This is a genomic window from Pseudomonas sp. Ant30-3, assembly GCF_000690905.1.
Taxonomy (GTDB): domain Bacteria; phylum Pseudomonadota; class Gammaproteobacteria; order Pseudomonadales; family Pseudomonadaceae; genus Aquipseudomonas.
Genome location: NZ_JMCL01000031.1, coordinates 40,142 through 52,892 on the forward strand (window position 1 = coordinate 40,142; position 12,751 = coordinate 52,892).

A 12,751-nucleotide genomic window follows, 5' to 3' on the forward strand; every position below is an offset into this window, starting at 1 on the left:
GGTGCGGCTGAAGTGCATCAAGCTGGCGGGATTCAAGTCCTTCGTCGACCCGACCACGGTGAACTTCCCCAGTAACATGGCCGCAGTAGTCGGACCCAATGGTTGCGGCAAGTCGAACATTATCGACGCCGTGCGTTGGGTAATGGGTGAGAGCTCGGCAAAAAATCTGCGCGGCGAGTCGATGACCGACGTCATCTTCAACGGCTCGACCAGTCGCAAACCGGTGAGTCAGGCCAGCATCGAGCTGGTGTTCGACAACTCCGACGGCACCCTGCTCGGCGAGTACGCCGCCTATGCGGAAATTTCCATTCGCCGCAAGGTGACCCGCGACAGCCAGACCACTTACTACCTCAACGGCACCAAATGCCGACGTCGTGATATTACCGACATTTTTCTGGGTACAGGCCTGGGCCCGCGCAGCTATTCGATCATCGAGCAGGGGATGATCTCCAAGCTGATCGAGTCCAAGCCCGAAGACTTGCGCAATTTCATCGAAGAAGCCGCCGGCATATCCAAATACAAGGAGCGCCGGCGCGAGACTGAAAACCGCATCCGCCGCACCCACGAAAACCTCGCCCGCCTGACTGACCTGCGCGAAGAGCTGGAGCGTCAGCTTGAACGCTTGCACCGGCAGGCCGAGGCGGCAAAGAAATATCAGGAATACAAAGGCGAGGAGCGGCAACTCAAGGCTCAATTGTCCGCCTTGCGCTGGCAGGCGCTGAATGAGCAGGTCGGGCAGCGCGAAGCGGTGATCGGCACCCAGGAAGTCAGTTTCGAAGCCTTGGTCGCCGAGCAGCGCAATGCCGATGCGAGCATCGAACGCTTGCGTGACGGCCATCACGACCTCTCCGAGCGCTTCAATCTGGTGCAGGGCCGATTCTATTCGGTCGGCGGTGACATCGCGCGGGTCGAGCAGAGCATTCAGCATGGTCAGCAACGTTTACGGCAATTGCAGGATGACCTTAAAGAAGCCGAGCGCGCGCGCATGGAAACCGAATCGCATCTGGGCCATGACCGCACGTTGCTGCTGACCCTCGGCGAAGAGCTCGACATGCTCACGCCCGAGCAGGAAGTCACCAGTGCCGCCGCTGAAGAAGCCGCTGCCGCGCTGGAAGAATCCGAAACCACCATGCACGCGTGGCAGGAACAGTGGGACGCCTTCAACCTGTCGTCTGCCGAGCCGCGGCGTCAGTCCGAGGTTCAGCAGTCGCGCATTCAGCAGCTGGAAACCAGCATGGAGCGTCTGGCGGATCGCCAGAAGCGCCTCGGCGAAGAGCGGGCGTTGCTTTCGGCCGATCCGGAAGATGCGGCGATCATGGAAATCAGCGAGCAGTTGGCGGCCTCCGAAGCCACGCTTGAAGATTTGCAGGCCAGTGAAGAAGCGCAGGTCGAACGCCTCGAGCAGTTGCGTCAGGAGTTGCAGCAAGCGCTGACCGCGCAGCAGCAGGCCCAAGGCGATTTGCAACGTCTGAACGGGCGTCTCGCTTCACTTGAAGCCTTGCAGCAAGCCGCGCTCGACCCAGGCACTGGAACGGCAGAATGGTTGCGAGAACAGCAACTGTTGGATCGCCCGCGTCTGGCCGAAGATTTGAAGGTCGAAGCCGGATGGGAGCTGGCGGTGGAAACCGTGCTCGGCGCCGACCTGCAAGCGGTGCTGGTCGATGACGTTGGAGACTATGATCTGGCCGGTTTTTCCCAGGGTGATCTGCGTCTGGTGAGCCCGGCCAGCGATGGCGTGCGGGTGCCTGGCACTTTGCTCGACAAGGTCGAGGCGAACATTGATCTGTCGCCATGGCTGGCACACGTCAAACCGGTCGACAGCCTCGAACAGGCGTTGGCCCTGCGCGGTCAGTTGTCGGCCGGGCAAAGCCTGATCAGCCGCGACGGTTACTGGGTTGGTCGGCACTTTTTACGCGTGCGTCGCGCCAGTGAAGCGGAAAGCGGCGTGCTGGCGCGCGGCCAGGAAATTCAGGACCTGAGCCTTGAGCGTGAAGAGCGCGAAGCCACGGTCGACACCCTGGAAACGCAGCTGCAAAATCTGCGCGCGCAGCAGCGTCAGCAGGAAAACGGCCGCGAACATTTGCGCCGTCTGCTGCAAGACGAAGCGCGTCAGCAGGGCGAATTGAAAGCGCAGTTGTCCGCTGGCAAAGCCAAGGCCGAACAACTGACCTTGCGCCGCACTCGTCTCGACGAAGAGCTCACCGAGCTGGCCGAACAGCGCGCGCTGGAGCACGAAAGTGTCGGCGAAGCACGCCTGCAATTGCAGGATGCCCTCGACGCCATGGCGCTCGATACCGAACAGCGCGAATTATTATTGGCCCAGCGCGACAGCCTGCGCGAGCGCCTCGATCGCGTGCGTCAGGAAGCCCGACAGCACAAGGATCACGCGCATCAACTGGCGGTGCGTCTGGGCTCGCTCAAGGCGCAGCATGACTCGACGCGCCAGGCTCTTGAGCGGCTGGAGATGCAGTCCGAGCGCCTGACTGAAAAGCGCGAGCAACTGAGCCTCAATCTGGAGGAGGGCGAGGCACCGCTGGAAGAGTTGCGCCTCAAACTCGAAGAGCTGCTCGACAAGCGCATGACCGTCGACGAGGAACTCAAGACCGCGCAGATCGCCATGGAAGACGCCGACCGCGAACTGCGCGACGCCGAAAAACGCCGTAGCCAGGCCGAACAGCAATCGCAGCTGATCCGTGGCCAGATGGAAACGCAGCGCATGGAATGGCAAGCCCTGACCGTGCGCCGCAAGACTCTGCAGGACCAGTTGCTGGAAGACGGCTACGACCTTCACGGCGTGCTCGCCACGTTGACCGCCGAGGCCAACGAGAAAGACGCCGAAGAAGAGCTCGAACGCATCGCCGCGCGCATTCAGCGACTGGGCGCGATCAACCTCGCAGCCATCGACGAGTATCAGCAACAATCCGAGCGTAAACGTTATCTGGACGCTCAGAACGACGATCTGGTGGAAGCGCTTGATACGCTGGAAAACGTGATTCGCAAGATCGACAAGGAAACCCGTAACCGTTTCAAAGATACCTTTGATCAGATCAACAGCGGTTTACAGGCGCTTTTCCCAAAAGTTTTCGGTGGTGGCAGCGCGTATTTGGAACTGACGGGCGAAGATCTACTCGATACAGGGGTGACGATCATGGCGCGACCGCCCGGAAAGAAGAACAGCACCATCCATCTCCTGTCCGGCGGTGAAAAAGCCTTGACCGCGCTGGCGCTGGTTTTTGCGATTTTCAAGTTGAATCCGGCGCCGTTCTGCATGCTCGATGAGGTTGACGCGCCACTAGATGACGCTAACGTCGGACGCTACGCCCGGCTGGTCAAAGAGATGTCGCAGACGGTGCAGTTCATCTATATCACCCACAACAAGATCGCCATGGAAATGGCTGATCAATTGATGGGGGTGACGATGCATGAGCCAGGTTGTTCGAGACTGGTGGCAGTGGATGTCGAGGAAGCGATGGCGATGGTGGATGCCTAGGAATTCGCTTGTAGGGTAAGTATTTTTAGTCTGTAGGACTTTTTTACCGTCCTTTACTTGCTGGCCAATCGACATAATCGTCGAAGCTGTTGAGACAGACGGTGTAAAGTTGCCTTTGGTCGTGCTAGTTTAATGTCAATTTTTCGTATACGTGGGCAAAACGCCTGTCAGAACATAGAGTTGGCGCCACGTTTTAAAGCGGTTTGCGAGTTGTAAACCCCTTATTTTTCAGCATTTTTTATAGAGGCACGGGATTACATGGAAATCGGTCTGCGCGAGTGGCTGATCGTCATCGGCATTATTGTCATTGCCGGTATTCTTTTCGATGGCTGGCGCCGGATGCGCGGCGGCAAGGGAAAACTGAAATTTCGTCTCGACCGCAATTTGTCCAATCTGCCCGACGAGGACACCAGCGCCGAGCTATTGGGCCCGCCGCGGGTACTGGATACCCACAAGGAGCCGCAGCTGGACGAGCACGATTTGCCGTCGGTGAGCATGCCTGCCCGGGAAACCCGTGAATCGGGTTCCAAGCGCGGCAAGCGCGGGCACGGTGAGCCTTCGCAAGGTGATTTGAATCTGAACCTGGATCTGGACGGCGGCCCGAGCTTCAGCAGTGCTGATGATTTCCCGGATGACACCAAACCGTCGCCATCGGCCAGTGACAGAGAGCAGCCGCAAGCTGAAGAAGTGCTGGTGATCAGTGTGATCTGCCGTGATGCGGCGGGCTTCAAGGGCCCGGCGCTGTTGCAGAACATTCTCGAAAGCGGCCTGCGTTTCGGCGAGATGGATATTTTCCATCGCCACGAAAGCATGGCCGGTAACGGCGAAGTGCTGTTCTCGATGGCCAATGCGGTCAAGCCCGGCATCTTCGATCTGGACGACATCGACCACTTCAGCACCCCGGCCGTGAGCTTCTTCCTCGGTCTGCCAGGCCCGCGTCATCCCAAGCAGGCTTTTGATGTGATGGTCGCCGCGGCACGTAAATTGTCGCAAGAATTGAACGGCGAGCTGAAGGATGACCAGCGCAGCGTTCTGACGGCTCAGACGATCGAGCATTACCGCCAGCGCATTGTTGAATTCGAGCGTCGTGCTTTGACGCAGAAGCGTTAAGGACGAAGAGATCGCAGCTCGTTGCACTCGATAGCTCCTACAGACACAGCAATACCTGTAGGAGCTGTCGAGTGAAACGAGGCTGCGATCTCTTGCTACAAAAATGAAATCAGATTGAGCAGCCTCGGCTGCTCTTTTGCTTTATGAGAGAACACCCATGACCGCCGCTAAAACCCGCATTTTAGAGCTGCGCGCTGAGCTGGATCAGCACAACTATCGCTATCACGTGCTGGACGAGCCGAGCATCCCGGACGCCGAGTACGACCGCTTGTTTCATGAACTCAAGGCTCTGGAAGCGGCCAATCCCGACCTGGTGACCAGCGATTCGCCGACCCAGCGCGTCGGTAGCGCGGCGCTGTCTGCGTTCACGCAAGTGCGCCATGAAGTGCCGATGCTAAGCCTCGGCAACGCCTTCGAAGAAACCGACATGCGCGAGTTCGATCGCCGGGTGACGGAAGGCCTCGATCTGCCGGTCGGAGATTTGCTCGGCGGCGGAGCGGCGGTGGAATACAGCTGCGAACCCAAACTCGATGGCCTGGCGGTCAGCCTGCTGTATCAGGATGGCGTGCTGGTACGCGGCGCCACTCGCGGCGACGGCACCACCGGTGAAGACATCAGCGTCAACGTGCGCACGGTGCGTAATATTCCACTGAAGCTGCAAGGCAGCGGTTGGCCGGCGACCCTCGAAGTGCGCGGCGAAGTGTTCATGTCCAAGGCCGGTTTCGAGCGTCTAAACGCCACGCAACTAGAGGTAGGCGGCAAGACCTTCGCCAACCCGCGCAATGCGGCGGCGGGGAGCTTGCGTCAGTTGGACTCGAAGATCACCGCCAACCGCCCGCTGGAATTCTGTTGCTACGGCATCGGCCAGATTTCCGCCGACATCGCCGACACGCATATCGGCAATCTCAAGCAGCTTCAGCAATGGGGCATGCCCATCAGCCGCGAGTTGAAACTCGCCCACGGCATCGACGAGTGCCTGGATTACTACCGCGACATCGGTTCACGCCGCAACGACCTGACCTATGAAATCGACGGTGTCGTATTCAAGGTCAACAGTATCGCGTCCCAGCGCGAACTCGGGTTTCGCGCCCGCGAACCGCGCTGGGCCATCGCCCACAAATTCCCGGCGATGGAAGAACTCACCGAGTTGCTCGACGTGGAATTTCAGGTCGGTCGTACCGGTGCGGTCACCCCCGTGGCCCGTTTGAAACCGGTGAAAGTGGCCGGCGTCACCGTGGCCAACGCGACCTTGCACAACATGGACGAAGTAGCACGCCTGGGCTTGATGATCGGCGACACGGTGATCATTCGCCGAGCGGGCGACGTGATTCCGCAAGTGGTGCAAGTGGTCACCGAGCGCCGCCCGGAAAACGCCCGGGCAGTGCAGATTCCCGAGCACTGCCCGGTGTGCGGCTCGCAAGTTGAGCGCACGCAACTGGTCAAGCGCAGCAAGGGTCGCGAAACCGTAAGCGAAGGTGCGGTATACCGCTGCGTCGGCCGCCTGGCCTGCGGGGCGCAACTCAAGCAGGCAATCATTCACTTTGTCTCGCGCCGCGCGATGGACATCGAAGGTCTGGGCGACAAAAGCGTTGAGCAATTGGTCGACGAAGGTCTGGTGGGTTCGCCGGCCGATCTGTATGCCTTGAAGTTTGACGACATTGTCGACCTGGAAGGGTTTGCCGAGCTGTCGAGCAAGAAGCTGCTCAGCGCCATCGAGGACAGCAAGAAGCCAAGTCTGGCGCGCTTTATTTACGCGCTCGGCATTCCTGATGTCGGCGAAGAAACGGCCAAAGTGTTGGCGCGCTCTCTGGGTACGCTGGAGCGGGTTCAGCAAGCGCTGCCGCATGTGCTCACGTATCTGCCGGATGTGGGCCTGGAAGTGGCGCACGAGATTCACAGCTTTTTTGAGGAAGAGCACAACCAGCAGGTCATCAAGGATCTGCTCAAGCACGGTTTGCAGATTCAGGATCAGGGCGACCTGGGCGCCGAATTCGCGGCCAGCACCACGCTGGGCGGTTTCCTCGACAAATTGCACATTCCTTCGGTAGGGCCGGGCGGGGCGCAGAAACTGGCGGACCGCTTCGGTTCGCTGCAAGGCGTGTTCACCGCAGACTGGCTGGACATGCGTCAGGCCCTGCCGGAGAAACAGGCAAATTCCGTGCGAGAGTTTTTTGCGATCGCTGAAAACCGTCAACTCGCTGAAGCCGCCGAACAGCAGTTACGCGATTTCGGAATGCATTGGCAGAGCGAGAAAAAAATCGTCGAAGGGTTGCCGTTGGCCGGACAGACCTGGGTGCTGACCGGTTCGCTGGAATTGATGAGCCGCGATGTCGCCAAGGACAAACTGGAAAGCCTCGGTGCCAAGGTGGCAGGCTCGGTCTCGGCCAAGACCCATTGCGTGGTGGCCGGGCCGGGCGCAGGTTCGAAGTTGACCAAGGCCAATGAGCTGGGGTTGAAGGTGATGGATGAAGAGGCGTTTGTGGCGTTTTTGAGTTCGCACGGCATTACCGCGTGATGCCCATCGCGAGCAGGCTCGCTGCCACAGGTCGACCGTGTTTCTTCTGCGGAATGCGATCCACTGTGGGAGCGAGTCTGCTCGCGAAAGCGATATCAGCCGTCGCGCAGTAAACGGGAACGCTCGCTGCCACAGGTCGACCGTGTTTCTTCTGCGGAATGCGATCCACTGTGGGAGCGAGCCTGCTCGCGAAGGCGATATCAGCCGTCGCGCAGTAAGCGGGAACGATCTTGACAGGGTAATGATCTAGTCTTGGCAAGCCCCCAGGGAGAGATCGCCATGTACCGCTTCTTCGAACAGCTCAGCTCACGCATCGCCGCGCCGTTCATGGGCGAGCGTTCGCGCAACAGCAAGGTCTGGCAGTGCCGCTGCGGGCAGTCGCTGTTCTCTCCCAACACTCAATGCCTGGCCTGCCTGGCGATGTTGGGTTATCAGCCGCAGCACAGTCGCCTGTCGTCGCTGCAACCGGGTCCCCAGCCGGATACCTGGCGACTTGATGCCGAGCCTGAGGCCGGGATCTTCCGCCGCTGTGGCAACCTCGATTCCCCGGCCGCGTGTAACTGGTTACTGCCGGCCGATGATCATGAGGTGCTGTGCAGCGCCTGCCGCTTGAATCACACTATTCCTGATCTGACGATACTCGAAAACCACCAACGCTGGCGCAAAGTAGAAACGGCCAAGCGGCGTCTGGTTGCACAGCTGATCAGCCTCGGTTTGCAGGTAATTCCGAAAACCGTGGACGAGGCGGGTGGGCTCGCGTTCGATTTCATCGGCGTCGATCTCGAGGGTAAACCACCCACCACCGGCCATGCCAATGGCTTGATCACGCTCGACATCAAGGAAGCGGACGACGCCCATCGCGAGCAGGTGCGGGTGCAAATGCACGAACCGTATCGCACTTTACTCGGCCATTTTCGGCATGAGGTCGGGCATTATTACTGGGATCGCTTGATCGCCGGCAGCCAATGGCTGGAGCCGTTTCGCACGCTTTTCGGGGACGAGCGCGCCAGCTATGCCGACGCCCTGGAGCGGCATTATCAGCAGGGTCCACCGCTCGACTGGCAAACATGCTGCGTCAGCGAGTACGCGACCATGCACCCGTGGGAAGACTGGGCGGAAACCTGGGCTCACTACCTGCACATGATGGATGCCGTGGACACCGCGCTGGGGTTCGGCATGAGTGCGCGGGAAATGGATCTCGACTACCAACCATTTCCACCCAGCACGCTTTACGACCCCGAGCATCCGGGTGGCGCGGCGTTCCTGTCATTCGTCAACGCCTGGATCGAACTGGCCGGCATGCTCAACGAGTTGTCGCGCAGCATGGGCCAGCCGGATTTCTATCCGTTCGTTCTGCCGCCAGCCGTCATAGCCAAACTGCACTTCATCCACTTGGTGATCCAGCAAGAGGGCGGCAGGGCGGATGAGGTGGTGCAAGACCTGTAACCTCCCGCAAAATCACCCAAACCTGTAGCAGCTGCCGAAGGCTGCGTCCGGCTGCGCAGCAGTCGTAAACCCGGCGTTCACGGTCGGGCTGACAGTTCGCAGCGGCGGGTTTAACCGACTGCTGCGCAGCCGGACGCAGCCTCGCAGGCTCGACAGCTGCTACAGGGTGCGGTGATGCGCGGGAGCAACGTCGGCCACCCGGCCGCTGTTTTGCTTGATGTGCATGTCCTTGAACCCATTCATATTTTTTAATCTTCGCGAACGGTTGTAACTTCGTCTCAGACAGGTACAATGGCGCGGCTCACCGTCAGGCGAGCGTCGTTATGGTGACCCCATCGGTCCCCCCGCAACGATTACCCGTGAACCTGGTCAGATCCGGAAGGAAGCAGCCACAGCGGGAACATTGTGTGCCGGGGTGTGGCTGGTGGGGTTGCCTCCATAACGCAACACGGATGTCTTTCGCGTTACCTACCCATTATTATTTTCATGCTCTGCCAACGGACGCTGTCCGGGGCGGATTTTTTTTCGTCTGCGTTTTGTGGCTCGCAATTGGAAATTGCAGCGCTGGCCCACCCCGGGTCTTAGCGATTGGCCCCATCGACTGCGGGTTTTCCGCCGATGTATAGACGAATAATGTCATCAATTTCCCCGGACATTTTCATCCTCAACAGCGTGCGCAGAATTCGCTGCACCGGCACGTTCGGATCATTGCGCACAAAGCAGCCGACTTTGTGCACCTGCAATACCGCAACGCCTTGTAGTTGCTGTTCGGGCTGCAGACGTTGGTTGAACCACTCCAGCGTCCACTGATTGCTCACCGCATATTGGTAACGCCCGGCCAGCAGTTTCTCCAGCACCTGCTCCTGATTGCGTGCGTCTTCTCGGAGCAGGCGCTCAGTATCGAACAGCGGTTGCAGGGTCGGGTAGCTGTAGCCGTGCACGGTGCCGATGGATTGTCGCGGCAGATCTGCCGTAACGATCGGTGTGGCTGACGCCTGCTTGCTGACCAGTAGATCCGGTTGGCTCCAGAGCAGAATGCTCCAGATGTAGTCGCCGGACTGATTCGGCAGCCATGACTGCGCGGCGTAGCAGCGAATATCGACCTCGCCGCGTTCCATGGCGTTTTGCACACGCGCCCGGGGCAATACATGAAATTGCGCCGGTGCGCCGACCTGGGTCGCGAGGCTGATCATGACGTCATGCAGGATGCCCTGGATTGGGCGGCCGCGTTCCAGTTGCACCATCGGCATCGCCCAACTGTCGGGCACCACGAAGCGCAGTGGCGGCTCGGTGGCGGCAGCGCACAGACTCATCAACAGCATTGCCCCCAAGGCCAGCCGCATAAACACTCCGATACAAATGAAAACCGAGCTGCGAGCGCCCGCAAAATGCATCTTAGCCAGAATAGACGAGCGCACCGGATGCAATTTTGCCCTTGCTCCGCTAGCATTAGCCGCTTCTGCTTTCCAGTGGCGACGGTTTTCGATGAGTTATCAGGTTCTTGCACGTAAATGGCGTCCGCGCTCGTTCCGCGAAATGGTCGGCCAGACCCATGTGCTCAAGGCTCTGATCAATGCCTTGGACAGCCAGCGGCTGCACCACGCTTACTTGTTCACCGGTACGCGCGGGGTGGGCAAGACCACGATTGCGCGGATCATCGCGAAATGCCTGAACTGTGAAACAGGTATCACTTCGACACCCTGCGGGGAGTGCTCGGTGTGCCGTGAAATCGATGAAGGCCGCTTTGTCGACCTGATCGAGATCGACGCCGCGAGCCGAACCAAGGTCGAGGACACCCGCGAGCTGCTCGACAATGTGCAATACGCCCCAAGCCGCGGGCGCTTCAAGGTCTACCTGATCGACGAAGTGCACATGCTGTCCAGCCATTCCTTCAATGCGCTGCTGAAAACCCTTGAAGAGCCGCCGCCCTACGTCAAATTCATCCTGGCGACCACCGACCCGCAGAAACTGCCTGCGACCATTCTCTCGCGGTGCCTGCAGTTCTCCCTGAAGAACATGACGCCGGAGCGCGTGGTCGAGCATTTGACCCACGTTCTTGGTGTGGAAAACGTGCCGTTCGAGGACGATGCATTGTGGTTGCTGGGTCGCGCCGCCGATGGTTCGATGCGCGACGCCATGAGCCTGACAGACCAGGCAATCGCCTTCGGCGAGGGCAAGGTCATGGCCGCCGATGTGCGGGCGATGCTCGGCACCCTCGATCACGGCCAGGTCTATGACGTACTGCACTCGTTGATCGAAGGCGACGCCAAGGCGTTGCTCGAAGCCGTCCGCCATCTGGCTGAACAAGGGCCGGACTGGAACGGCGTGCTTTCGGAAATTCTCAATGTGCTGCACCGGGTTGCCATCGCCCAGGCGTTGCCTGAAGGCGTCGATAATGGCCACGGTGACCGTGACCGGGTGCTGGCACTGGCCCAGGCATTACCGGCCGAGGATGTACAGTTTTACTACCAGATGGGCCTGATCGGGCGCCGCGATTTGCCGCTGGCGCCAGACCCCCGCGGTGGGTTTGAGATGGTCCTGCTGCGGATGCTCGCATTCCGCCCGGCAGACACGGCAGACGCCCCGAGGCAACCGCTAAAGCCAGTGGGGATCAGCCAGGCCACAGTTGATTCCGCACATTCAGTGGCTGCCGCGCCTGTCATTGCGCCGGTAGCTCCTATGGCGGCTGCACCCGTTGTGGAGAGCACGCCGCCCGAGCCTGAACCGGTGGCGCCGGTTGCCGAACCGGAGCCCTTAGCGGAGCCGGTCGCGATCGAACCGGTTGTCGACCTGCCGTGGAATGACCCGGTCGAGCCCGAAGTGGTGCAGCAGGCTGCGGTAGAGCCCATGCTGGAAACCGCCGCCGAGCAGCCCGAATTGCCACCGATGCCGTTGCCAACCCCGGACAGTGTCGTGCCCGATGCCCCCGAGTGGGCTGCCGCGCCGATTCCGGAACCGTCTGTGGCCGAAGTCGATGCCGCGACGCCCGGCGTCGACCTTGATGACGAGCCGCCGCTGGATGAAGATTACATCGAGCCTGACATGGATTCGTCCTACAGCTACCTCGATGAGCTGGCCAGCGAGCACGCTGCCGAACCGACGCCGGAACCCGAACCTGAACCGGCCGCGATGCCGGCGACCGGTCTGGCGCTGCAATGGCTGGAGCTGTTCCCGAAATTGCCGATTTCCGGTATGACCGGCAGCATCGCCGCCAACTGCACGCTCATCGCCGTTGATGGCGACAATTGGTTGCTGCACCTGGACCCGGCCCATAGCGCCTTGTTCAACGCGACCCAGCAACGCCGTCTCAACGACGCATTGAACCAGTATCACGGACGCACGCTGTCCCTGAGCATGGAACTGATCAAGCCCGAGCAGGAAACTCCGGCTCAGGCGGCGTCTCGTCGACGGGTCGACCGCCAGCGCGAGGCCGAGGCGTCGATCCATGGTGATCCGTTCATCCAGCAAATGATGCAGCAGTTCGGTGCGGTCATCCGCAACGATACTATTGAACCTGTCGAAGCTCTGGTCAGTCAGGGCTAATAACTGAAGGCGTTTGGTCGCAGGGCCGGACGCTGTTTTAATCCAAGTACTTTGAGGTGATTCCCATGATGAAAGGTGGCATGGCCGGCCTGATGAAGCAGGCACAGCAGATGCAGGAAAAGATGGCCAAAATGCAGGAAGAACTGGCCAACGCCGAAGTCACCGGTAAAGCCGGCGGCGATATGGTCACCGTGGTGATGACCGGTCGTCACGACGTCAAGCGTGTGAGCATCGACCCGAGCATGGTTGAAGGTCTGAGCGAGGATGACCGCGAGATGCTGGAAGCCGTGTTCGCCGCCGCCGTCAACGACGCGGTGCGCAAGATCGAAGCCAACAGCCAGGACAAAATGTCCGGCATGACCGCTGGCATGCAACTGCCGCCGGGGATGAAACTGCCGTTCTGATTCGCCAACGCGGTTTGGATGAGCTACAAAAAATGCCAGGCATCGCGCCTGGCATTTTTGTTTTGTCAGTAGCGCCGCCATGGCGGCCGAGTCGGAATGCCGCACCGCTTGCTCGCACAGATCACCTCCACTCCCCAGGATCTCCTCAACCTCGTGGGAGCAAGGCTTGCCCGCGATGAGCTCATTCCGGTCCACATGACGAAACATCGAACCCCCCACCCCCAAACAGGTCTGCTCCGTATA

General features: G+C 60.0%; 7 protein-coding genes and 1 other RNA gene. 7 read left to right on the top strand and 1 reads right to left on the bottom strand.

Annotated features, from left to right (window positions below):
• The first annotated feature begins 1 nt into the window (after position 1).
• The 5 genes from smc (at position 2) to ffs (ending at position 8,991) form a co-directional block, all read left to right on the top strand.
• The gene (smc, locus tag DU29_RS0108765; RefSeq protein ID WP_028621403.1) at positions 2–3,490 is read left to right on the top strand and encodes a chromosome segregation protein SMC; all 3,489 of its coding nucleotides are present in this window, start codon (positions 2–4) and stop codon (positions 3,488–3,490) included.
• Between the two features lie 258 nt (positions 3,491–3,748).
• A complete protein-coding gene (gene zipA / locus DU29_RS0108770; RefSeq protein ID WP_028621404.1) occupies positions 3,749–4,600 on the top strand; it encodes a cell division protein ZipA in 852 nt (283 codons plus the stop codon).
• Positions 4,601–4,757: 157 nt separating this feature from the next.
• Positions 4,758–7,115, top strand: coding sequence for an NAD-dependent DNA ligase LigA (gene ligA, locus DU29_RS0108775; protein ID WP_028621405.1), 2,358 nt, complete (start codon positions 4,758–4,760; stop codon positions 7,113–7,115).
• Positions 7,116–7,394: 279 nt separating this feature from the next.
• Positions 7,395–8,561, top strand: a complete 1,167-nt coding sequence (locus DU29_RS0108780) for a zinc-binding metallopeptidase family protein (RefSeq protein ID WP_028621406.1) — start codon at positions 7,395–7,397, stop codon at positions 8,559–8,561.
• 333 nt (positions 8,562–8,894) lie between these two features.
• Positions 8,895–8,991, top strand: an RNA gene (ffs, locus tag DU29_RS1000000131285) — signal recognition particle sRNA small type.
• Between the two features lie 151 nt (positions 8,992–9,142).
• Here ffs and DU29_RS0108790 read toward each other — a convergent pair.
• Positions 9,143–9,904 carry a substrate-binding periplasmic protein gene (locus DU29_RS0108790; protein ID WP_028621407.1) on the bottom strand — a complete coding sequence of 254 codons (762 nt, stop codon included), beginning with the start codon at positions 9,902–9,904 and terminating at the stop codon, positions 9,143–9,145.
• Positions 9,905–10,046: 142 nt separating this feature from the next.
• Here DU29_RS0108790 and dnaX point away from each other — a divergent pair, with 142 nt between their 5' ends.
• Both dnaX and DU29_RS0108800 read left to right on the top strand, forming a co-directional pair.
• The gene (dnaX, locus tag DU29_RS0108795; RefSeq protein WP_028621408.1) at positions 10,047–12,104 is read left to right on the top strand and encodes a DNA polymerase III subunit gamma/tau; all 2,058 of its coding nucleotides are present in this window, start codon (positions 10,047–10,049) and stop codon (positions 12,102–12,104) included.
• Between the two features lie 65 nt (positions 12,105–12,169).
• Positions 12,170–12,508: a YbaB/EbfC family nucleoid-associated protein gene (locus tag DU29_RS0108800; RefSeq protein WP_028621409.1), complete on the top strand. Its 339-nt coding sequence runs from the start codon at positions 12,170–12,172 to the stop codon at positions 12,506–12,508.
• Positions 12,509–12,751: the final 243 nt, after the last annotated feature.